Source organism: Collinsella sp. AF15-51, from assembly GCF_003462845.1.
Classification (GTDB): domain Bacteria; phylum Actinomycetota; class Coriobacteriia; order Coriobacteriales; family Coriobacteriaceae; genus Collinsella.
In genome coordinates, this window is record NZ_QRYG01000012.1 from 40,311 (window position 1) to 62,893 (window position 22,583).

The 22,583-nt window shown below is 59.6% G+C and carries 23 protein-coding genes; 12 read left to right on the top strand and 11 right to left on the bottom strand.

The genetic code is table 11. From position 1 onward, the window contains the following. Positions 1-132: 132 nt before the first annotated feature. Together tsaA and DWW51_RS06840 are read left to right on the top strand one after the other, a co-directional pair. The gene (gene tsaA / locus DWW51_RS06835; RefSeq protein ID WP_231501598.1) at positions 133-870 is read left to right on the top strand and encodes a tRNA (N6-threonylcarbamoyladenosine(37)-N6)-methyltransferase TrmO; all 738 of its coding nucleotides are present in this window, start codon (positions 133-135) and stop codon (positions 868-870) included. Positions 871-982: 112 nt separating this feature from the next. After that, entirely contained in the window at positions 983-2,194 is a 1,212-nt protein-coding gene (locus tag DWW51_RS06840) for a MalY/PatB family protein (protein ID WP_117773965.1), read from the top strand. 96 nt (positions 2,195-2,290) lie between these two features. Here DWW51_RS06840 and DWW51_RS06845 read toward each other — a convergent pair whose 3' ends face one another. Further along, positions 2,291-2,770 (bottom strand): pyridoxamine 5'-phosphate oxidase family protein, encoded by a 480-nt coding sequence (locus tag DWW51_RS06845; protein WP_117773966.1) that lies wholly within the window; start codon positions 2,768-2,770, stop codon positions 2,291-2,293. Between the two features lie 41 nt (positions 2,771-2,811). Then, on the bottom strand, positions 2,812-5,616 hold the full coding sequence (locus tag DWW51_RS06850) for a transporter substrate-binding domain-containing protein (RefSeq protein WP_197032204.1): 2,805 nt from the start codon (positions 5,614-5,616) through the stop codon (positions 2,812-2,814). Positions 5,617-5,829: 213 nt separating this feature from the next. On the opposite strand from DWW51_RS06850, the gene DWW51_RS06855 reads away from it, so the two are divergent. The 3 genes from DWW51_RS06855 to DWW51_RS06865 all read left to right on the top strand — a co-directional run bounded on the left by DWW51_RS06855 (position 5,830) and on the right by DWW51_RS06865 (position 8,241). Beyond that, a complete protein-coding gene (locus DWW51_RS06855; RefSeq protein ID WP_055252221.1) occupies positions 5,830-6,255 on the top strand; it encodes a potassium channel family protein in 426 nt (141 codons plus the stop codon). A gap of 36 nt (positions 6,256-6,291) precedes the next feature. Continuing rightward, positions 6,292-6,825 carry a TIGR00730 family Rossman fold protein gene (locus DWW51_RS06860; protein WP_117773968.1) on the top strand — a complete coding sequence of 178 codons (534 nt, stop codon included), beginning with the start codon at positions 6,292-6,294 and terminating at the stop codon, positions 6,823-6,825. Positions 6,826-6,951: 126 nt separating this feature from the next. Then, on the top strand, positions 6,952-8,241 hold the full coding sequence (locus tag DWW51_RS06865; protein ID WP_117773969.1) for a chloride channel protein: 1,290 nt from the start codon (positions 6,952-6,954) through the stop codon (positions 8,239-8,241). A 94-nt stretch (positions 8,242-8,335) separates the two neighbouring features. Here the strand turns inward: DWW51_RS06865 and DWW51_RS06870 are convergent, their stop codons facing one another. From DWW51_RS06870 to DWW51_RS06885, 4 genes are all read right to left on the bottom strand, one after another. Continuing rightward, a complete protein-coding gene (locus DWW51_RS06870) occupies positions 8,336-9,211 on the bottom strand; it encodes an EamA family transporter (protein ID WP_117640579.1) in 876 nt (291 codons plus the stop codon). Positions 9,212-9,279: 68 nt separating this feature from the next. Then, entirely contained in the window at positions 9,280-9,978 is a 699-nt protein-coding gene (locus DWW51_RS06875; protein WP_117773970.1) for an ABC-2 transporter permease, read from the bottom strand. Continuing rightward, positions 9,975-10,817, bottom strand: a complete 843-nt coding sequence (locus DWW51_RS06880) for an ABC transporter ATP-binding protein (protein WP_369832567.1) — start codon at positions 10,815-10,817, stop codon at positions 9,975-9,977. The genes DWW51_RS06875 and DWW51_RS06880 overlap by 4 nt, the downstream gene beginning before the upstream one ends. A gap of 62 nt (positions 10,818-10,879) precedes the next feature. Beyond that, complete coding sequence (locus tag DWW51_RS06885) at positions 10,880-11,260, bottom strand: GntR family transcriptional regulator (protein ID WP_117773972.1); 381 nt, start codon at positions 11,258-11,260, stop codon at positions 10,880-10,882. 215 nt (positions 11,261-11,475) lie between these two features. Between DWW51_RS06885 and DWW51_RS06890 the strand changes: the two genes are divergently transcribed. The 3 genes from DWW51_RS06890 (at position 11,476) to DWW51_RS06900 (ending at position 14,658) form a co-directional block, all read left to right on the top strand. Continuing rightward, positions 11,476-13,089: a peptide chain release factor 3 gene (locus tag DWW51_RS06890; protein WP_117758269.1), complete on the top strand. Its 1,614-nt coding sequence runs from the start codon at positions 11,476-11,478 to the stop codon at positions 13,087-13,089. Positions 13,090-13,245: 156 nt separating this feature from the next. Then, positions 13,246-13,968, top strand: coding sequence for a VUT family protein (locus DWW51_RS06895; RefSeq protein ID WP_231501599.1), 723 nt, complete (start codon positions 13,246-13,248; stop codon positions 13,966-13,968). Positions 13,969-13,977: 9 nt separating this feature from the next. Then, positions 13,978-14,658: an SDR family NAD(P)-dependent oxidoreductase gene (locus tag DWW51_RS06900; RefSeq protein WP_117773973.1), complete on the top strand. Its 681-nt coding sequence runs from the start codon at positions 13,978-13,980 to the stop codon at positions 14,656-14,658. A gap of 55 nt (positions 14,659-14,713) precedes the next feature. Here the strand turns inward: DWW51_RS06900 and DWW51_RS06905 are convergent, their stop codons facing one another. Both DWW51_RS06905 and DWW51_RS06910 read right to left on the bottom strand, forming a co-directional pair. Further along, positions 14,714-15,439, bottom strand: coding sequence for a uracil-DNA glycosylase (locus tag DWW51_RS06905; protein ID WP_117773974.1), 726 nt, complete (start codon positions 15,437-15,439; stop codon positions 14,714-14,716). Between the two features lie 88 nt (positions 15,440-15,527). Further along, positions 15,528-16,430, bottom strand: a complete 903-nt coding sequence (locus DWW51_RS06910; protein ID WP_117773975.1) for a DMT family transporter — start codon at positions 16,428-16,430, stop codon at positions 15,528-15,530. Between the two features lie 158 nt (positions 16,431-16,588). On the opposite strand from DWW51_RS06910, the gene DWW51_RS06915 reads away from it, so the two are divergent. Further along, complete coding sequence (locus DWW51_RS06915) at positions 16,589-17,455, top strand: LysR family transcriptional regulator (RefSeq protein WP_117773976.1); 867 nt, start codon at positions 16,589-16,591, stop codon at positions 17,453-17,455. 29 nt (positions 17,456-17,484) lie between these two features. Here the strand turns inward: DWW51_RS06915 and DWW51_RS06920 are convergent, their stop codons facing one another. Further along, positions 17,485-18,867, bottom strand: a complete 1,383-nt coding sequence (locus DWW51_RS06920; protein ID WP_117773977.1) for an MATE family efflux transporter — start codon at positions 18,865-18,867, stop codon at positions 17,485-17,487. A 151-nt stretch (positions 18,868-19,018) separates the two neighbouring features. Between DWW51_RS06920 and DWW51_RS06925 the strand changes: the two genes are divergently transcribed. Further along, positions 19,019-19,834, top strand: coding sequence for a putative RNA methyltransferase (locus DWW51_RS06925; RefSeq protein WP_117773978.1), 816 nt, complete (start codon positions 19,019-19,021; stop codon positions 19,832-19,834). 128 nt (positions 19,835-19,962) lie between these two features. Here the strand turns inward: DWW51_RS06925 and DWW51_RS06930 are convergent, their stop codons facing one another. Next, positions 19,963-20,364, bottom strand: coding sequence for a hypothetical protein (locus DWW51_RS06930; protein ID WP_117773979.1), 402 nt, complete (start codon positions 20,362-20,364; stop codon positions 19,963-19,965). A 435-nt stretch (positions 20,365-20,799) separates the two neighbouring features. Here DWW51_RS06930 and DWW51_RS06935 point away from each other — a divergent pair, with 435 nt between their 5' ends. Then, entirely contained in the window at positions 20,800-21,504 is a 705-nt protein-coding gene (locus DWW51_RS06935) for a class I SAM-dependent methyltransferase (RefSeq protein WP_117773980.1), read from the top strand. Between the two features lie 48 nt (positions 21,505-21,552). Here the strand turns inward: DWW51_RS06935 and DWW51_RS06940 are convergent, their stop codons facing one another. Next, entirely contained in the window at positions 21,553-21,849 is a 297-nt protein-coding gene (locus tag DWW51_RS06940; RefSeq protein WP_055310006.1) for a hypothetical protein, read from the bottom strand. 77 nt (positions 21,850-21,926) lie between these two features. Between DWW51_RS06940 and DWW51_RS06945 the strand changes: the two genes are divergently transcribed. Continuing rightward, positions 21,927-22,415, top strand: coding sequence for an N-acetyltransferase (locus tag DWW51_RS06945; RefSeq protein ID WP_117773981.1), 489 nt, complete (start codon positions 21,927-21,929; stop codon positions 22,413-22,415). Positions 22,416-22,583: the final 168 nt, after the last annotated feature.

Consider the following 22,583-nt stretch of genomic DNA (forward strand, 5'->3'; position numbering starts at 1 on the left):
TTTCTGCTGGTTGTTGGCTTTAAGCATACGCGGCGGCAGGTGCCCTTCCAAGCAACCGTTGGTTGCGCGACGGGGGCTGCGGCGAAGAATTGCGTACAACGTCCCACGCCTCCATGCCGTACAATGACCGGCATGGAACCTATTGCACACATACATACCGATCTGCCGCAGAAGTTCGGCATTCCGCGCAACAGCTTTTTGGCGCCCCATTTGCAGGGACGCATCGTCTTTGAACCGGAATTTGCCTCCAACGCAGCAGTTGAGGGTCTGGATTCCTTCTCTCACCTATGGTTGCTCTGGCGCTTCGAAAACGGCACGCCCGGCGGCACGGCTAAGGACATAGCCGCCGATGCCAAAAAGCAGGACAGGTCCGGAACTAATGCCAAGTGGTCGAAAACCGTGCGTCCGCCGCGTCTGGGCGGAGCCGAGCGTGTGGGCGTCTTTGCCACGCGCAGTCCGTTTCGCCCTAATCCCATCGGTCTCACCTGCGTCAAGCTTGATCGTGTCGAGCTCACCGACGATGGTCCCATCATCCATGTGTTGGGGGCCGACCTGCGCGACGGCACGCCCATCTACGACATTAAGCCCTACATTCCGTTTGCGGATTGCCATCCGGATGCGACCGGCGGCTGGATTGAGGATGCGCCGTGGCAAGAGCTCGACGTCGAGTTTCCGCAAGCGCTGCAGGATATGGTCCCGCCTACAAAGCTTCCTGGCTTGGTTGAGGTTCTTCGCCAGGATCCGCGCCGCGCGGGCAGCAAGCACGAGCCAAACCGTGTTTATCACTTGGCCTTCGCCGGGCTCGACATATCTTTTACGGTCGATGAAACCCGGCTAACCGTAGTCGCCGTCAACGACGCGCAAGACTAATCAGCCATTCGTCCGCACCCGTCAAATTAAGAGCCAAACCCCATGCCAAAACCGCCCATGCTGGTGGACAATAACGCCTACCAAAACAATCCGCTTTGCATGGGAGCCCAGGATGAAATACGACTTTACTTCGCTTATCGACCGCCACGGCATGGACTCCATCGCCGTTGATTCTTGGGGTGAGATCCCCGGCATGGCTCCAAACGCACCCGACGAGGGCTTCGATCGCATTCCCATGTGGGTGGCGGACATGAACTTCGCCACGGTGCCCACGGTCCAGGAACACATCATTCAGCGTGCCCAGCACCCCATGTTTGGCTACTTTGATCCGCGTGCCGAGTACTCTGACCGCATCATCGAATGGCAGAGCCGCCGCAATGGCGTCGAGGGTCTGCGCCCTGAACATATCGGTTACGAAAACGGCGTGCTGGGCGGTGTTGTGTCGACGCTGCGCGCGTATGTCCAGCCGGGCGATGCGGTGCTGGTCCACAGCCCCACCTACATCGGCTTTACCAAGTCTATCGAAGCCGCGGGCTATCGCATTGTCCACAGCCCGCTTAAGCTCGACGACCAAGGCGTGTGGCGTATGGACTATGAGGACATGGAGCGCAAGCTCGCCCAAAACCACATCCATGCCGCGGTGTTCTGCTCGCCGCACAATCCCTGCGGGCGCGTATGGGAGCGCGACGAGATCGAGCGCGCCATGGACATCTATCGCCAGCATGATTGCGTGGTGATCTCGGATGAGATTTGGTCCGATATCATCCTGCCGGGTCACAAGCATATCCCGACGCAGTCGGTGAGCGAGGATGCCCGCATGCGCACGGTTGCCCTTTATGCGCCCAGCAAGACGTTTAACCTGGCGGGCCTGGTCGGCAGCTACCACATCGTCTATAACGAGACGCTGCGCGACCGCGTGTGCGCCGTGTCCGACAAGACTCACTACAACGAGATGAACGTCCTCTCCATGCATGCGCTTATCGGTGCCTATCAGCCTCAGGGCTATGAGTGGGTGGACGAGCTCAACCAGGTGCTTGCCGGTAATATCGAGTGCTTCTGCGATTACGTTGACGAGCATTTTGCGGGCGTGTCCTATTCGCGTCCGCAAGGCACGTACATGGTGTTTCTGGACTGCACCGAATGGTGCCGCGAGCATGGCCGCGATATTCAGTGGCTGCTCGACGAGGGGGCGCGCGTGGGCGTGGGGTATCAGGACGGCCGCCCGTTCCACGGGCCCTGCCACATTCGCGTGAATCTGGCGCTGCCGCTTTCGCGCGTAAGGGAGGCGTGCGACCGCCTGGACCGCTACGTTTTTGGGGTATAGGGGGCGCTCGATTCGAGTGCTGCCCCATGTGCCCACGCCGTCAAAATGTGTGGGCACATGGGGCGCAGAGGGTAGCGAGCGCGTTTTCCGCATTCGCTACTTTTCATGAATCTGCTTGCCGCAAAGATGTTCAATCGAAATCTCGTAGAGCTGGACGCCCTTTATGTCTTTGGCGATCTCCTCCTCGACTTCTTCGGCAGAAGGGTAGTACTTAAGCGCGAGCTGACGGACTTTGTCCGCGATAAACGCGGGCGCTTCATCTACCAGGCGACAACGACCAAAGACAACGGTACTCATAACGTAGGGAGCCCAGTCGCCGTCCTTGTACCACACGTTGCCGTAAACGGTAAAGCAGACTTTATCATCATGCCTGAGTGAATCGACCTTGTGGCCAGCCTTGGCGCCATGGAAATAAATCTTGTCGTGCTCGGCGTCAAAGAAGTAGTTGACGGGAATGGCATAGGGGTAGCCATCATCGCCGTTGACGGCAAAGACGCCGCGCTTGCAGGTAGCGAGCAGTTCGCGCGCTTTCTCGTCGGTGATGGCGCGTTTCTTTCGACGTAAGGGCCTAAACATCGTTGGCTTCCTTTCTACTGCGCATGGTGGTTGAGCACAAACTATAGCGAAACAGCCCCGTTTTTCTTGATACAGGCGAGTATGTTTTTGAGCTTGCTAAAGTCGAGCGGTTTGGGCAGATGGGCGTTCATGCCGGCGTCGTGTGCCGCCTTGGCGTCTTCGGCAAAAGCGTTGGCGGTGAGCGCGATGATGGGGATGTCGGCCGCATCGGCCTTTTCGCTCAGGCGGATCGCCCGGGTTGCCTCGTAGCCGTCCATGCCCGGCATCATGATGTCCATCAGGATTGCATCGAAGCTGCCGGCGGGACGACCAACATATAGATCGACCGTTTCGTTGCCGTCGGCGGCGCGAGTCACGACGATGCCTTCGCTTTCGAGCAGAGCTTGGGCAATCTCGGCATTGAGTTCGTTATCTTCTGCCAAAAGGACGTTCATGCCGGCGAGCGAGCAGCTGCTTACCTGCGTGTCTGCACATTCTTTTATCTGAGGGTTCTTGTCGATATCGAGCGGAATCCGGACGTCAAACGTACTCCCCACGCCAACCTCACTCGAAATCTCAATCGTGCCGCCCATCATATCGATGAGCGATTTGACGATAGACATGCCAATGCCGGTTCCTTGGAACTTGCTGCGCGCATCGTCGCCTTCCTGGGCAAACGGCTCGTAAATGTGCGTCAAAAACTCGGGCGTCATACCAATGCCGGTATCCGAGACGCTAAAGCAAAACACGGCGTGCTCGTCGTCGACCGGTTTGATGGTCGATGAGAACGTGACGGTGCCTCCGTGCTTGTTGTACTTGATGCTGTTGTCGAGCAGGTTGACAAGGATCTGCCGAATATGGGTGGGGCTGCCGATCATATATTGGTCGACAGCGTAGGGCTCGCTGGTGTCGAGCATGGTTATGCCGCGGTCCGATGCGCGGAGCTTGCACAGTACGAGCGCATTGTCGCACAGCTCTTTAAGGTTGAATGATTCGTGCTCGAGCGTCACTTTGCGCTCCTCGATCCTGCCCATCTCGAGGATGTCGTTAATCAGTGACAGCAGGTGATTGGCGGCAACGCGCGCCTTGGCGCGGCTTTCGCGGGCGACCTGCATGTCGCCTTCTCTCAATTCCTCAATTTCGATAAGGCCCAGGATGCCGTTGAGCGGCGTGCGGATGTCGTGGCTCATGCGCGTGAGGAAAGCGGTTTTGGCGGCATTGGCGGCATCGGCTTTCTGCCGTTCCTCCTGTGCGCGGTAAAGCGACCAGACAAGGATGACGATGCCGGTGAGCAAAATGCAGATGACGACTGCCGCAATGACGATGCGGTTGCGGTAGAGAAGTCGGAACGCATCCGATTCTTGCGCCGAGTACGATGTGGGGAAATAGCTGTTTGCAGAGAGCGATTCACCTGCATTGACGATGCCCTTATTGATGATTCCCAGCAGCTCGGGCTTGCCGCGCGAAATTAAACACGATAGTTGCGCCGTGTTGGTGAGTTCCTGTGTTTCGAAATCCTCGATGTCGTAGGTGTCGCGGAGAGTTTCCAGGCGCGTGCTGGGGACAATGATGCAACGTGCCTTCCCCTCATTGAGGGCTTTGAGCACCTCGCCGTCATTCGAGTACTCGGTTACTGTTGCGTTCGGGAAGAGACTTTCGAGCTCAAAACGGTTAACGATTGTGCTCTTTGTACAAGCGATGTTCTTAAGGTCGCTGTTCAGGTTTTTGCCACTGTGAATGGCGGTCAGCGAAACCGTTCCCATCGAGTTTGACTGGATGACTCCTGTCTGCTCGGCGAGCCAGTAGTCGCGAAACAATGGCAGGGCGACATCGATGGTTCCGTTGGAAAGGGCTTTGATCATTTGCCTGTTGTTCGAGAGTGCGATTGTTTTGACCGTAATACCAAACTTGTCGTGCAACGTCGTTGCAAGCGAGGCGAGCGATCCTTCCATCTCGCCGTCGTCATTTTGCGTGCAGTAGGGAAGTTGGTTTTTAAGATAGCCGAGCGTGATGGTATTGCCGTTTGCTTTGAGCCAGGTGGTCTCGGGGCCGGTGAGCGATGACGAGCCACTGTTTTGGGTCGAGTAACTCGATTTGACTTCCTCGTTATAGCGCGGGTTATCGCGGGCGATGGTCGTCATGGCGGCGTTGATGTCGTTCATCAGATCGGGGCGGCTTTTGGGAACGGCAAAATAGTAGTCGCTCGAGCCTACGTAGAACATGGGTGACGCATCGGGCGACGAAATGGTATCGTTCATGATGACGGCGTCGACCTCGCCGTCTGCAAGCGCCTCAAAGAGGGCGCTGCCGGTGTCGATTTCTTTATAGGTGCAGGTGACGCCTTCGTCGGCGAGCCACTGCTGGCCGACGATAGTTTGCATAACGCCAGAGTTGCAGCCGATGGTGAGGCCTTGGAGCGCCTGGGGGTCACCCTTGGCCAGATCGTCGCGGTCGGGCCTGGCGTAGATGTAGTAGCGCTCGGTGCCCTCGGGGTTCGAGGAAAAGAGCAGCTTCTGCTCGCGTTCTGCCGAATACGAGATGTTGGGCATGAGGTCGATTTCGCCTGCTTCGAGCATGTCCATAAGCTCGGAGAAGGTGCCGCTAACGTATTCGTATTGCCAGCCCTTTGTGTAATACGAGAGGGTCTGGAGGTACTCGTAGCCCCACCCCGAGAGTCGCTCGCCCGGCATGCCTTCCTGGAAGCCTTTGTTGTTGACGAGCCAGCCAACGCGGACCGTCTTGACCTGCTGGTCGGAGTCGGCGGCAAAGGCGGGGGCGGGCATGACGGCGCTCAGTATGGCGAGCGCGGCAAGCGCGACCGCCAGGGTGCGATATAGAGCCAAGCGAAGGACGGCGGAAGGTTTCACATGAAATCCTATCGAGTTGAGACAGTTTCGCATAAGGATACCAGCTCAGCCTGCCCATTCAGCCGCCGCACCGCTAAACGGTTAGGTAGTCATTGGGGACGTTCTTAACTGACTAGTCGTTTAAGAACGTCCCCAATGACTAGTTCCGTTTGCGGGGGAGGCGTGGGACAATACCGAGCGAATGTGATTGGGCGTCTGGGAAAAGGGGTCGCGATGAACAAGTTGAGGACGCTTGCCGACGTGTTGCGCCAGGCTGGCTTTGCACGCATCACGGGCCTGTTTCTCGTCTTCTATCTGCTGTGCTCGACGGCCGTCTGGCTGTCCGAGCCCACGACCCTTACGTTTGGCGACGGCCTCTGGTTTAGCTTTGAGACCGTATCGACCATCGGCTTTGGCGATATCCCGGCCGAGACGCCGGTTGCCCGCGCTATCACTGTCGTTTTGAGCGTCATCAGCATCTTCTACATCGCCATGCTCACGGGCGTGGCGGTGAACTACTGCAATACGCTCATCAAGATGCGCCAAAAGGACACCATGGCGCGCTTTATGGATGATCTTGAGCATTTGGAAGAGCTCGATCGTGACGAGCTTGCCGACCTATCGCGCCGTGTGCGCGAATATCGCCGACGCCAACGCTAGAACGGGCGCCGCGCGTCACGATGAGGGGGACTAAATATGAATATCACGGTATACCTGGGCGCCAGCGTTGGTAACGACCCAGCATTTTTGCCTGCGGTGCAAGAGCTGGGCAACTGGATTGGCTCCAACGGGCACGCGCTGGTATACGGCGGGTCCAAATCGGGCCTGATGGGTGCGCTCGCCGATAGCGTACTCGATGCCAGTGGACACGTGACTGGCGTGGAGCCGAGCTTTTTTATCGAGGCCGAGTTTCAGCACGATGGCATCGACGACCTCATCGTGACGAGCGACATGGCCGAGCGCAAGGCCAAGATGATTGAGCTCGGTGACGCGTTCATCGCCTTTCCCGGTGGGACGGGTACGCTCGAGGAGATTGCCGAGGTCATGTCGGCCGTGTCGCTGGGGCATCTGAGTGCGCCGTGCATCCTGTACAACCTCGGGGGCTACTACAACGACCTCAAGGCGTTGCTCGAGCATATGATCGATAAGGGCCTATCGAGCCCGCAGCGCCAGCAGGGGATTTACTTTGCCGATAACCTGCACCAAATCGCATCGATTATCGACAACTAGGCCTCGGGCCTGCCGCGCGTGCGGCGCCCAACGGTGTCGTTCGCGGCGCAGATGGTTAGCCCGCCCGCGCCGTGCCCGCCCTACAATAAAACGTAACTATGTCGACTTTGACCGCGGGAGGACCCGATGGATAACCTTGCCAAACCCACAAACCGCGCGCTGTTTTTAGTGAGCGTTGCCGTGACCGGTGCGTTCGCAGGTGCCGCGGTCTGGCTGTTCTTTTTCGCGATGGAGCACGGCATCGACTATCTATGGACCGAGATTCCGCACGCGCTGGGCGTCGCTTCGCCCGAGCTTGCCAGTGGCCCGTTTGGCTTTTTGCCGTACCCGTTTTTTGTCTGCCTGTTGGGCGGCCTGCTGATCGGTCTGTACGAAAAGCTTACGGGCACCAAGACCGATGACCTCAACCAGGTGATGGCTAAGGTTAAGCAAGACGGGCGCTACCCGTATGACAACCTGGGCAAGCTTTCGCTCGCGGCGTTGCTGCCGCTGCTGTTTGGCGGAAGTATTGGACCGGAGGCCGGCCTGACCGGTGTTATCGCGGGTCTGTGCAGCTGGGTTGGCGACCGCATGCGTCGCTTCGGCGCCGAGTTTAGGGAGCTTACGCTGCTGGGTACCCAGGCCGCGTTGACGGCGCTCTTCACCGCACCCGTCTTTGGCTTTGTGGCGCCGCTCGCCGGTAGCGCTGACGGCGACGAGGACCCCGCATCCGATGAGATCACCATCAAGCTCCCCAAGGCGCAAAAGACTGTGGTCTACGGCATTGCGATTGCCGGCGGTCTGGGCACCTATCTGCTGCTCGGCCAGCTTATGGGTGGCGGCATGGGCATGCCGAGGTTCGAGGCTGCCGAGGTGGGCAACCTGGAACTTGTCTGGCTCATTCCGCTGGCGTTGGTCGGCACCGTATGCGGTTGGCTGTACTTTGTCTCCGAGCATGCAAGTGAGGCGCTGTCCCATACAATAGGGGAGCGCCCCGTCGTCAAGGCCATGCTGGCTGGTCTGGCGCTCGCCATCTGCGGCACAGTTCTGCCTTATACCATGTTTGCCGGTGAGACCCAGGCCGACGTACTTATGGAGACCTACCTCACCATCCCCGCCGGTGTGCTCATCGCGACCGGTCTTGTTAAGGCCATGCTGACACCCGCCCTCATCAACATGGGCTGGCGCGGCGGCCACTTCTTCCCGGTTATCTTCTCGGGCGTAAGCCTGGGCTACGGCCTTGCCATCCTCACCGGCGCAGATCCGGTCTTTTGCGTCGCCGTCTGCACGGCATCGACGATGGGCGCCGTTATGCGCCAGCCTGTTATGGTTGTGGGCCTGCTGCTCATGTGCTTCCCACTCAAGGGTATCGTTTGCATGATCATCGCGGCCGTCATCGCCGCCGGCATTCCGCTGCCCAAGCCGCTGCGCAAGTAGCACGGTAGCGCGCGGGCAATACAAACATCTCAAGCCCGGTGTGGGCGCTGTGTCACGGATTTGCGGGTGGACTGAATCTCGCCTGGCACCGACGCTACTTCCAAATCGCGAGCGCGGCGGTGCCCAGCACGATGAGGAAAAGGCCGATGGCGCTTCGATGCGACAGCTTTTCGTTGAAGGCCAGTCGTGCGAACAGCACCGATACGACAATCGATAGTTTGTCGATTTGCACGACGACGCTCACCTGGCCTGCAGCGATGGCGTAGTAGTACAGCAGCCACGACGCGCCGGTCGCAATGCCCGATGCCGCAAGAAATGCGAGTTCGCGCGGGTCAATGCGCGCGACCTGCTCCAGCTTTCCCTTGGCAGCCACGATTGCCCATGCCATAACAAGTACCACACAGGTGCGGATTGCCGTGGCCAGGTTTGACTCGACACCTTCGATGCCGATCTTGGCGAGGACGGAGGTGAGTGCCGCGAACACGGCGGCGCCGAGGGCGTAAGCGAGCCAGGCTCGGTCTTGCTTTTGCTCTGCGCCGACGGACTGCTTTTTCTCGATCATCAAAAACGTGCCGAGCGTGATAACTGCGGTTCCCACGAGCTTGACCGCCAGGTTGCCTGTCTCACCAAAAAGCACTATGGCGATCAGCACGGCGAGCACGGTGCTCATCTTGTCGACGGGTACAACCTTGTTGACGTCTCCGATGCTGAGCGCCTTAAAGTAACAGATCCACGAGGCGCCGGTGGCGAGTCCCGAGAGGGTGAGGAATAGCCAGGCTTTGGCGGGAATGGCGCCGATTGCTCCGATGGATCCAGAAATGCCCGCCATTGCCCAGGCAAATACGAGCACCACGCAAGTACGGATGGCGGTTGCAACGTCGGAGTCGGTGTGCCTGATGCCGCATTTGGCCAAAATGGATGTGATGCCGGCAAAGAAAGCTGATGCAAATGCTGCTGTAACCCACGACACGGGTTGAGCGCCTCCTCATAAAAGACCGCGCCAGATCTGCGGCGCATGCCCGATGATACCGCGCTTGCCTACAGGTCGCGTGCTCGATAGACCTTGGTACTGATGGCGCAACTCAGTGCAAAGAGCACGAGGGCCAGTACGGCAATTCCTGCGCACAGGCAGCCGAGGACGGCGGGATCGGGATTCGCCCCAGCAATCGACATGAGCCAGTTGCTGATGGGGTTGGAGGAGCTCAGTGTGGCCATGGCGAGGCATCCGAGCAGGGCAAACAGGCCGACGGAAAGGCGCAGCGCCTCCATGTGTCCAAATCGAAAGAATAACGGCTGCGCCAAAAACACCATCATGAGGGAGATGAGCATCGATGCGGCGGAGGCTATTGTGGTCTCAAAGACGAACTGTCCCGTCGAGGGCATACCCGTGTGATCGAAGAACGGAAGGGTGATGATGCTCAAAAGCGCGCCGGCGCACGCCATGACGGCTGAAAAGACAATGATGCTCAGGTAGCGTGCGCAGATGATGTCTTTGCGCGAGATGGGCAGCGTTGCCCGATAGCGCTCCCATCCGTTTTGATTGTCGAAGCCGGCCAGCGAGCTCATAACCATGATGGGCGACATGGCACTGACCGCGCAGGCGCCGGCGCTCATGCCGGAATCGCCATCCGATGCGTTGGCGAGGGTCAACACGACGAAGATGAACAGGCCGACGCCCGCGATGCTTGGGACAAGCGAGCGAACGATGGCGAGCTCGGACATAAAGGCGCGTTTCATTTCGAAGCTCCTTTCAGCATGAGGCGCAGGTAATCATCAATGGTTGCCCGGTCGCAGGGAATCTCGGGGAAGGCCTCGAGCGCCTCGTGACGGTTGGGCACGAGCACGTCCACGCTATAGGCGTGGCGGGCGGCATGGGCGCCTTCGACGCAAGCCATGAGCTCGGACGCCTGCGCCTGCGTGCAATGGGCGATGCCGGCGCGGTCGGTAATGTCCTCCCGCGGCAGGTCAAATACAATCGAGCCGTTATCGATGCAGATGACGCGGTCGGCGGCGCGATCGAGGTCGGACGTAATATGGCTCGAGAGCAGCACGCTGCGCTGGCCGTCGGAAACAAAGGCGAGCAGCTCGTCAAGCAGCTCTTCGCGTGCCATGGGATCGAGGCCCGCGGTGGCTTCGTCCAAAACGAGCAGCTTGGCATGGTGGCTGAGCGCGCAGGCGAGCTGCAGCTTCATGCCCATGCCGCGGGAGAGGTCCTTGACCTTCGTCTTGGGATCGAGGCCAAATCGGTCGATGAATCCGGCGAACGTTTCACAGCTCCACGTGGGGTACGCCGGGCCTACGAGCCTCTCGACCTCGCCCACCTTGAGCGTGGAGGGGAAGGGACACGTGTCCAGGACAAGCCCGATGCGGGAGCGCAGGTGGCGCTGCGTCTCGTCGGGCGCGTATGTATCGCAGCGCTGTCCAAGCAGATGCACCTCGCCGGCATCGAGCTTTATAAGCCCAAGCGCGGCGCGAATGGTCGTTGTCTTGCCGGCGCCGTTTGCGCCCACAAAGCCGACGATCTGGCCGGGTTCCACAGCGAGCGTGACGTCGTGGAGGGAAAAGCGGTCGCTCACACGGCGCGATACACCTTTGAGTTCTAAAAGGTTTTGCATGGTATAGCCTTTCTTGCAGATGGCTACTGCATGGTTTCGGGGGCTACCAGGTCGAGCATCTCGTGTAGTTTGCCGCGCGTGACGCCTAGGGTTTCGGCTTGCGTTGCTGCCTGTGCGAGCAGCTTTTCGATATGACAGAGCTGGTTTTCGCGCAAGAGCTCCTGGTTGCCCTCGGCGACAAAACAGCCCTTGCCCTGCACGGTGCAGATGAAGCCGAGTTGCTCCAGGTCGGCATAGGCGCGCTTGGTGGTGATGACGCTCACGCCCAGGTCGCTCGCCAGCGCGCGGATGCTGGGGAGTTTGGCTCCCGCAGCGAGCGTGCCCGAAAGGATCTGAGCTTTGACTTGCGAGGCTATTTGCTCGTAGATGGGCTTGTCGCTCGAATTGGATAGGATGATGTCCACAGCGGCTCCTTAGCTGTTGGGCTACACGTGTATATACCCGGTAAGCACAGTATATATACACTATGTACAGTTACGCAAGAGACAAATTCGGATTGGGCCGGCTACCCAGGCCCCAACTGATGAATTTGTCCTGATAGGTGCCCTATGGCGGGATTTCGCGGCTACAATGGTGCGGTTACAACGACGTAATGCACTCAATGCAAGAAAGGATCCGCATGGCAAGCCTGTCGGATGAAATCTCGTCGCGCCGCACGTTCGCGATTATCAGCCACCCGGACGCCGGTAAGACCACGCTTACCGAGAAGCTGCTGCTCTATACCGGCAGCATCCAGACTGCCGGCTCGGTCAAGGGCAAGAGCTCGGCCAAGCATGCCGTCTCGGACTGGATGGACATCGAGAAGGAGCGCGGTATTTCCGTTACCTCCTCGGTGCTGCAGTTCACCTACAACGGCGCCTGCGTCAACATCCTCGATACCCCCGGCCACCAGGACTTCTCGGAGGATACCTACCGTACCCTTATGGCCGCCGACGCCGCAGTCATGGTCATCGACGGCGCTAAGGGCGTCGAGGCCCAGACCAAAAAGCTCTTTAAGGTCTGTACGCTGCGCCATATTCCCATCTTTACCTTTGTGAACAAGCTCGACCACGAGGCTCGCGATCCGTTTGAGCTCATGGAAGAGATCGAGAACGTCCTGGGTATCAATACGTATCCCATGAACTGGCCGATCGGCAGCGGGCGCAACTTCCGCGGCGTGTTCGATCGTCAGACCCGTCGCGTCATTGCCTTTGAGGGCGACGGCCACGCCAACGCCACCAAGAAGGTCGCCGAGGTCGAGGCCGAGCTGGGCGATCCGGCCATGGACGAGCTTATTGGCGAGGAGAACCACAAGAACCTGATGGACGACATCGAGCTGCTCGATGGCGCCGGTGACGAGCTCGACCTGGATGCCGTGGCCTGCGGCAAGCTGAGCCCGGCGTTCTTTGGCTCGGCACTCACCAACTTTGGTGTGGAGCCCTTCCTTAAAGAGTTCCTGCGTCTGGCCCCGACGCCGCGCGCCTATACCGATACACTCACCAGCGAGCCGGTCGCGCCCGCCGAGAACGACTTTAGCGGCTTCGTGTTTAAGATCCAGGCCAACATGGACAAGAACCATCGCGATCGCATTGCCTTTGTGCGCATTTGCTCGGGCAAGTTCGAGCGCGGCATGGATGCCTTCCATGTGCAGGGCAACCGCAAGCTCAAGCTGGCTACGGGCACCTCGATGATGGCCGACGATCGCGCCATCGTGGACGAGGCGTACGCCGGCGACATCGTGGGCCTGTTCGATCCCGGTATCTTTAGCATCGGCGACACCGTGTGCTCCGGCAAGCGCCACGTGCAGTATCCGCAGATCCCGACGTTTGCCCCCGAGATGTTTGCCCGCATTACGCAGGTCGACACGCTCAAGCGCAAGCAGTTTGTGAAGGGCATGGAGGAGCTTGCCCAGGAGGGCGCCATCCAGATCTTCCGCGAGCTGGGTGCCGGCATGGAGAGCGTCATCGTGGGCGTGGTCGGCGTGCTGCAGTTTGAGGTACTCGAGCGCCGCCTCAAGGCTGAGTACCGTGTCGAGGTTCGTCGCCAGCCGCTGCCCTATACGGACATTCGCTGGATCCAAAACGACTCCGACACCATCGATATCCCGGGTCTTTCGCTCACGCGCGACACGCTGCGTGTCGAGGACATGCGCGGCGGCAAGCTGCTGCTGTTCACGAGTCCGTGGAATGTTGACTGGGCGACCGACCACAACCCCGACCTTGTCCTGTCGGAGTTTGGCAACGTAACGTTTTAGTGCACCGGCGCGGTGGCCCTGCGGGGCTGCCGCACCGTTTGCTTGCCTGCCGCCGCGTGAGCGGCTATCATACCCACCGTCGCCTCAAGACCGTGGCGGCCGAGCAGTTCGGGTCCGATATCCTGCTCGTTAAACCTAAAACCAAAGGAGTACATAATGATCAAGAAGGTCATGGAGGACTACAAGGTCCTGTTGCGGAGCATTCCCGCGGCAACGGTTTCGCTGTTTTTCGTGAGCGTCATCATGATGAACCTGCTGGCCAACAAAGAGCTTATCAGCCTACCGTATCTGGCACTCGATTGCGGCTTTGTGGTGAGCTGGGTCTCGTTTTTGTGCCAGGACATGATCTGCAAGCGTTTTGGCGCCAAGGCATCCATCAAAATCTCTATCCTCGCGCTGGCGGTCAACCTGGCCGTAAGCCTGTGCTTTTGGCTGTGCTCGCTCACGCCCGGCATGTGGGGCGCCTACTATGACACGGGCATGATCGAGGTCAACACCGCCCTTAACGCCACCATCGGCGGCACCTGGTACGTGGTGTTTGGATCTTCGCTCGCCATGCTCGTCTCTGCCGTCGTTAACTCCACGCTCAACCAGTCGCTCGGCCGTATGCTCAAAAAGAATAACTTTGCGAGCTTCGCCTTCCGCTCCTATGTGTCCACGGGTGTTGGCCAGTTTATCGACAACCTGGTCTTTGCCATTGTGGTGAGCCACACGTTCTTTGGCTGGACCTGGGTGCAGGTTCTTATGTGCTCGCTGACCGGCGCTGTTGCCGAGCTGCTGTGTGAGGTCTTCCTGAGCCCCGTGGGCTACAAGGTCGTGCGTGGCTGGGAGCGCGAGAATGTGGGCGCCGAGTACCTCGAGCGTCACGCAACCGCCTAAGGAGCAAGTATGCGGGTTTTGATCACGGGTGCCTCGGGCGGTATCGGAGCCGCGTGCGTGCAGCGTTTTTTGGACGAGGGCCACGAGGTCGTGGGCTTTGATTTGCTGCCGGCGGCAGTCGAGCACGAGCACTATCGCCATCTGATCGTCGATGTCCGCGAGCCGGACTCGTTTCCGGACGAGCTTGAACCCCAGGTGATCGTGAACGTTGCCGGCACGCAGGATTCGGCCGACGATATTGCCGCCAACCTGTGCAGCACCATCAACGTGACCGAGCGCTATGCCTTTGTGGGGGAGGGGCTTGCCGCCAAGCCGGCGCCGGCCATTACATCCGTGGTCAATGTGGGGTCGGCGAGCGGGCATACGGGATCGGAGTTTCCCGCCTATGCCGCCAGCAAGGGCGGCGTTATCGCCTACACCAAGAACCTTGCAAACCGCTTGGCGCCGCAGGCCATCGCCAACAGTGTGGACCCGGGCGGCGTTATCACGCCGCTCAACCGTTGCGTGATGGAAGACGAACACCTGTGGAACCAGATTATGGAGCTCACGCCGCTTAAGCGCTGGGCCACCGCCCAAGAGATCGCCGAGTGGATCTACTTTGTGGGCGTGACCAACCGGTTTATGACCGGGCAGAGCCTGCTGATCGATGGCGGAGAGGCCGGCCGCGCACAGTTTATCTGGCCCGAGTAACAAGACGCGCCCGATGGCAAGATTGCCGTCGGGCGCGTTTTTGATGTATCGATTTTTAGCCGAGGCTAGTCCAGTTGACGGGGGTCGAGCCGTATTGTTCGAGCAGCTCATTGGCAGCAGAGAAGGGGCGCGACCCCATAAAAGCGGGGAGTTCTGCCGTGGCACGGTTTGCCGAAAGTGGCGAGGGGTGCGTGGAGGCTAAGCAGTACTTGCCGGTTGCCTTGCCCGCGCCAGTCGCGGCGAGCTTGCCCTCGACCATCTGCTGGGCAAAGCGGCCCCATGCCAAAAAGACGACCGGTTGGGGCAGCTGGCAGCAACGTTCGATAACGTAGTCGGTAAGCGTGCTCCAGCCCAGCTTAGCGTGTGAGTTCGCGGCATGCTCGCGCACGGTGAGCGTGGTGTTGAGGAGCAGGGCGCCCTGTTGTGCCCAGGGGGTTAGGTCTCCCGTGGCGGGGATGGGGCAGCCCAGATCGGCGTTGAGTTCCTTATAGATGTTGCGCAGGCTCGGCGGCAGCTTGGCTTGCGTCGCGGGGACCGAGAACGACAGCCCCATGGCCTGGTTGGGTCCGTGATAAGGGTCTTGCCCCAAGATGACAACCTTGACCTGGTCGGCCGGCGTGTAGGCGAGGGCATTGAGGATGTCGTCTTGTGCCGGGTAGATAGTCTGCTCGGCACGCAAAAGGGCGATGCGCTCGAGCAGCTGGTTCGTCGTGTCACGTACCGGCTGCGGCGCATCGCCCAACCAAGTTGCTATGTTGCGGTCGCGAGTTACAGCGTCCATGGAACTCCTTTATGGCAGATGCTCTGTTGGCATCTATTGTAAAGGCGCACCGGTTACCTTTATGCCGCGGCTGCAGGGGGAGTGGGGTTTACGAGACGTGCTCGGGCGCTGCCGCCATATGAGCATGTCCATGTGCGCGAAGGCGCGGAAGCTCGACAGTTGCCACCATGACGCCGGTGAGGATGAGGGCGGCGCCAAAGAAGGCGATGGGGCTCAGGACCTCGCCGACCAGGAAGAACGAAAAGACGGCGGAGCAGACCGGCTCGAGCGAGAAGGCGAAGCCAGTGGTTTCGGCAGGTACATGGGGCTGCACGAGCGTCTGGGTGATAAAGCCGTAGGCAGAGCAGATGAGTGCGAGCGCAACGATAACGACGATCTCGCTCGGCGTGCTGGGAAGCGTGAAGCCGCCAAAGGTAAATGCGGCGATACCCGAGAACAAGCCGCCGAAGCCCAGCTGCCAAACGCCCAGAGCCAGCGGATCGACTTCTTCGACAAAGCGCTTGGCGATGATAATGTGGCCGGCATAGATAAAGGCCGAGAGCAGCATGATGATCGCGCCGGGATTCAGGCTGGTAAAGTCGGCGCCCGAGAGCAGCAACATGCCGCAGGTGACGATGGCGGTGCCGATGAGCACCTTGCGCTCGGGAGCGCGACGCAGCAGGGCCGCGTTGGCAAACGGCACGATTACGACCGTCAGGCTTTGCAAAAAGCCGGCGGTGGAGGCGGAGGTGAGGCTGGAGCCCAGGCACATGCAGGTGATCTCGGTTGCCATGATGGCGCCGATGATGGCGGCGCGGACCATCAGGTCACGGTTGATGCGCACCGCGTGCTTGTGGAAGAGCAGCAGGCAGGCCACAAAGGCGATGATGCAGCGCAGCGCGACGATGCTCGTGGCGTTCATGCTGTCCATGCCGATCTTCATGAGGGGGTACGAAAAGCCCCATGCGATGGGAACGGAAAATGAGAGCGCGATTGCTTTTTTGCGATCCATGGGACTCCTTTTGTTACAGAACGGTTTCGCAAAAAGGATTCTGCGCCCAGATGTGGATGTAGTAAAGCGAATGTATCTTCAGTATAATTAAGAAATACTAATGCTACTAGAAAAAGTGCTGGCAAAACGTTTTACGGCTACATCGATGTGGAGGCACGATGGCATCGCGGTATCAGATTGTTTGTATGGTGGTCGATCGCGGCAGCCTGAAGGGCGCGGCCGACGAGCTGGGCTATACGCAAAGCGCGGTGAGCCAGGCGGTCAAGGCGCTCGAACGCGAGCTGGGCACCACGATTATCGAGCGCGGCAAGCAGGGCGTCTCGCTTACACGCGACGGCAAGCAGTATCTGCCGTATCTGCGCCAGATCGTAACTGCCGAGGCCGAGCTCGAGGGCAAGCGCCAGGAGTTGCTGGGGCTTTCATCGACCGACATTCGCATTGCGACGTTTACCAATGTGAGCCGTACTGTGTTGCCGCGCGTGATCCGCGACTTTGGGGCCCTGCATCCGGGCGTACGCTTTACCCTCAAGCAGGGCGATTACACGCGCAACGCCCAGTGGGTGCACGATGGCGTGGTTGACTTTTGCTTTACGGCACGCGGATTTACCACGGGGCTCGAGAAGCGCGTGGTTTATCACGACGAGTTGGTGGCGCTGTTGCCGGCCGCCCATCCGCTGGCGGCAAAGGAAAAGGTGACACTCGCCGACCTGGCGTCCGAGCCGTTTGTACTGCTGGATGAGGGCGAACAGAGTCTGGTGCTCGATGCATTCGCAACGCACGGGCTGTCGCCGCACGTGACGAGTGAGGTCACCGACGACTACACCATTATGGCGATGGTGGAGGAGGGGTTAGGCGTGAGCATGCTCTACCGTCGTACCGTTGAGGGCATGCAGGCCGATATTCGCGTGCGTCCCATCGTGCACGCCCCCTCGCGCGACGTGGTGGCAGCCTGGCGCAGCTGGGACACCATGCCTATCGCCACGAGGCGCTTTATCGATTTTATGAGCTCGCATATCGTGAGCTAGTTGCCGATGCGCCACCTTGTTGGATGTGTCTAGCGCGTCCCGGTCTTGGCTTGCGTCAGACGGTAGGTGCGTGCCGGATGGCAGAGCAATACCGCCACGACCATAAAGAACGCCGTGGTGCCCAGGCTGATGGGGTAGACCATCATGATGTTTGCAAAGGTGCGGAAGTTCGGGAACACGCAGAACACCCAATAGAAGCGGATGCCGCAGACGCAGATCATGGTGATGAGGGCGGGCATGAGCGAGATGCCAAAGCCGCGCAGGTAACCGGACATGTTTTCGTAGAACATGCTAAAGGCGTACGCCGGGAAGATCGAACACACGCGTATATAGCCGATCGAGACGATGTTGGGATCGCTGTTGAACAGCGCCAGGATCTCGCGTCCCAGACCGACGATGATGACGATGGTGGTGAGCGCAACGATGCCGCCTTCGACCAGGCAGACCTTGAGCGTCTTGGTGCAGCGGTCGATCTGTCGCGCGCCGTGGTTTTGCCCCACAAAGGTGGTGCAGGCCTGGCTAAAGCTGTTGAGCAGGTTGTAGCACACATACTCTAGGCTCATGGCGGCGCTGGATGCCGCCATGACCTCGGTACCCAGGCTGTTGATGGCGGACTGGATGATGATGTTGGCGACGGCAAAGACGGCGCTTTGGATGCCGGCGGGCAGGCCGATCTTAACGATACGCTTGAGGGCGACGGGGTCTAAGCCTAAGTCGCGCGGGGTGACGCGGACGACGGAGTCGGTCTTGAGCAGGCGGACAAAGAGCGTGACGGCGCTGACGGTGTAGGCGATGGCAGTGGCGATGGCGACGCCCGCGACGCCCCAGTGGAGCACGGGGACAAAGATGAGGTCCAGGCCAATGTTGAGGACGGTGGACACGGCAAGCGCCTGCAGCGGCATACGGGTGATGCCGACGGAGCGGAAGATTGCGGCCTCAAAGTTGTAGAGCAAGATCGAGGGCATGCTGAGCAAAAAGACGCGCAGGTAAAGCGATGCAAGCGGCATAGTTTCGGCAGGAACATTGAGCGCTGTGAGCATGGGCTCGGCAAAGATCTCGCCCAGCGCGATGACGACAAAGCCCACGAGTGCCATAAGAATCGAGGTATGGACGGCGCGTTTGACCATGTTTTGATCGTTGCGGCCGATAGCGTTGGCAATGACCACGTTGGAGCCAAGCGACATGCCAATAAACAGGTTGAGCATAAGACTGGTAAGCGGAACATTGGAGCCGACCGCTGCCATGGCGAGGGTTCCCTGGTCGCCCGAGAAATTACCGATGATGACCGTGGCGATGAGGTTCGACAGCTGCTCCAAGATACTCGTGGCGGCCACGGGGAAGGCGAACAGGGGAATATTGCGCCACAGCGAGCCGGTGGTCATGTCAATGTGCCTAGATGCGGTATCAGCCATACGCTCTCAATCTCTAATATGCTTGCTCACGCTTATTTGCGCAGACGATGATACTCCTAATCGACTAGTCATTTAAGAACGTCCCCAATGACTAGGTGGGGAAGGCGTGCGACAATGGTGGGCGTCGTGTTGTTCGCGCTAAGGAGTTGCCATGTTGTTGTGTCCCGTTTGCCATGAACCGTTGGTGGACGACGAGCGCGGTGCCGCATGCGCGGGCGGACACCGATTTGACCGTGCGCGCGAGGGCTATCTATATCTGTTGCGGTCGTCTAAGAGCGGCGACGCTATGGGTGATCCCAAGTCGCAGGCGCGCAGCCGTCGTGACTTTTTAAACCGCGGTTACTATGCGCCGTTGCGCGATACGATGGTCGAATTGGTGCGCGAGCAGGTGTCTGGGCGCGCGGCATCTACCGGCACCTCCATGACCTTGCTCGATATTTGCTGTGGCGAGGGCTACTACACGAGCGCGATGGGCGCGGTGCCGGGCGTGGATGCTTACGGGTTTGATTTGGGCAAAGAGATGGTGCGCCTGGCCGCCAAGCGCGGCGATGCGACCTACTTCGTGGCCAACATGAAGGATATCCCCGTGGCCGATGGCGTCTTCGATATGGTGACTGAGCTCTTTGCCCCCTTTAACGAGCGCGAGTTTGCCCGCGTCCTGGCACCCGAGGGCTCGCTCTTTACCGTGGTGCCGGGTGCTCGGCATCTGTTTGGGCTCAAGGAGGTGCTCTACGACACGCCATATCTCAACGATGAGAAGCTGCCGCAGACAGCCGAGCTCGAGCTGGTGGGAACGCGGCGGGTGTCTGCGAACATTACGCTCCAGACCCAGGCCGACATCGAGGCGGTGTTCCAGATGACGCCGTACTACTACCGCACGCGCCCTGCCGACAAAGAGCGCCTGGCAAACCTGGACACCCTTCAGACCGATATCGACTTCATCATCGCCGAGTACCGCCACAGCTAACAACCTGCCAAATAGGGACAGGTTTATTTTGGCAGGTTTTATCTGGGCAAACGTAAAGGGCCGACCGCGGAGATGTGCGATCGGCCCTTTTTAGTTGCTTGGCTGCAGAGGCTATGAGAAGCGAGCGCTTACAGGCGGTCCTTGTTTTCGGCCTTGACGGCGTGCGCCTGCTGAACAAAGAACAGGTCGTACACCACGATGACAAAGGCGCCAAAGTTGATGGCGTCGCCGCCAAACGCGGGAAGCGTGAGCACCGCCTGGGCAAGCGTGGCGACTGCAGCAACGATACCGAGCTTAAACGCGCCGTCAACCTGCGAAGGCTTGTTGGCGCCCTTGATGCCCGCAACACCTGCGGCGAGATCGATGAGGCCCTTGGCGATAATCACGGCAGCGGCGAGCATGGCGTTCGATCCGTATGTGGACTCGAGCTTGCCGGTCGCGATACCGGCGATTCCAATGACGAGGCTGGCGATGCCCAGAACAAAATAAATCAGGGCAAGGATTTTGAGTGTCTTGCGAGTGAAGCTCATGGCTGGTCCTTTCGATACGAGTACGGCCGACCTGGCGTACCCCCTGTGCTGCACATATGGTGAAGCACATTGTAGTTCAACGCGGCGATGCATGCGCCTGAAAGCGTCTCTTGCCTGCACGGTTCAACCTTTCAAAAAGGAAAGCTGGACGTAAGTCAAATCGATGGCAGCGCATGCGCGGCGCTGCGATGATGAGGCCATGGTAAGAGCTGGACCGAAGGAGGAGCCATGATGTACGGAGTCAAGCAAGTGGATGAGCCGCGGTCGTTGGGAAGGCGCATGGGTGATTCTGTGATCGCTGCCGTGTGCACGGGATTGATGGCGGTGCTTTGCATTGGGATGCTGTGGACCATGTCGCATGTGGGACAATAACGGACGGTTGGGTGCCGACTGAGGTGGCGCTCACGTATTCGTTTTGCTTGCTAAGGAGTGTCCATGGGCGTCGTCGATCCCTTTTCTGTTGCTCGGGCCGCGGGGCTTGAGCTGACCGGGAAGTCCGAGGGCCTCACGCTCACCGACGGCACGATGGAGTTGCGAGCCGATTTTGCCCGCATGCTTCCACGGCTCAAGCAGGGCCGTCTGCAGCAAGAGCTGTTGGTAAAGGCTGCACGCGCAAAAGGCATCGAGCGACCATGGGCGATTGATGCCACGGCAGGCTTTGGCGAGGACTCGCTGCTGCTGGCTGCCGCGGGCTTTACCGTCGATCTGTATGAACAGGATTGCGTGATCGCGGCGCTTCTCAAGGATGCCTTGGATCGCGCGACAGATGATCCGGCGCTTGCGACAGCCGTGGCACGAATGCGCTTGCATGCCGGCGAGGACAGCATCGCCGGCCTTCGCCATGTAGCTGAGCTGATCGGGCAGGGCGAGCTCACCGCTCCTGACGTGGTATATCTGGACCCCATGTTTCCCGGGCGCACCAAGAGCGCGGCGGTGAAAAAGAAGTTCCAACTCTTGCATCATCTGGAACAGCCGTGTGCCGATGAGGAGACGCTGGTCGAAGCCGCGCTTGCGGTGCACCCGCGTAAGGTCGTTATCAAGCGGCCGGTGAAGGGGCCGCTGCTTGCCGGCGTTAAGCCGAGCTATCAGCTTGCGGGCAAGGCCGTTCGCTACGATGTTTTGGTGCCGCCGCGCCCGTAGCTTGCGTGCGATGGCCGGCGCTTCGCCAGCGCCGTGCCGATGCGGGGTCTATTTCCAGGGGTGCGACGTCAGATGCCATCCGCCGCAGTATTCGCATTTGTAGCAGGCCAAACCACGTCTCCCGCGGTTTTCGCAGTCGGCCATAACTGCCTCGGCTTCGGCGCGCGTATCGTAACGGTTTTTGCGTTCGCACGACTTGTAGCGCCAGGCTTCATCGCGCTCGGCGTCTAGTGCGTCGCGGCGCTCGTCTTCGCGCGCAAACAGATCGCTCATATCGCCGCCGGTGGCAGCGCCCAAAAACTCGCTCTTTGCCTTTGACCAGGCGGCTCGCTTTTTGCTCCCCATCTGCTTCGCGCCCCTCTTCAAACGCTGGTATCATTGCTCAATCAAAGTGATACCAATAAACGTGAGGTCGCCGCGTGATGATCAGAAAAACCCTCGATACCGACATTCCCGCCGTCATGGCTATCTATGACGCGGCCCGCGCTTTTATGCGCGCGCATGGCAACGCCACGCAGTGGCCCGAGGGCACGCCTTCGGCCGAGCAGCTCAAAAGCGATATCGCCGCGGGCGGTAGCTATGTGTGCGAGGAAGACGGACGCGTGGTGGCGACGTTTGCCTTTCTGCCGGGGCCGGACAGTTCCTACGATGTGATCGAGGACGGCCAGTGGCACAGCGACGCCCCGTACGCCGTGCTGCACCGCGTGGCATCCGACGGTACCACGCATGGCGTCGCGGCTGCGATGTTTGCCTTTGCCAAGGAACGCATCGACCATCTGCGTATCGACACACACCAAGACAACCTGCCTATGCAGGGCGCCATCGCCAAGGCCGGGTTTAAGCGCGCCGGTGTCGTATATGTGTCGGACGGCACGCCGCGTGTCGCGTTTGATTGGCTGCGCGAGGCGTAGGAGCCAAGGCACGTATCATCACCCAGCTCAAATAAAAAATGGCCCCGGGTGGGGCCATTTTTGGTAAAACGCGTCGTTGTGGGACTCGCATTGTTACCGCCTCAGATAAGACCGGGCGGGCAAAAGGGGAGGTGCCGGCTTTCGCAAGGCGCGAACCTACGAAAATCG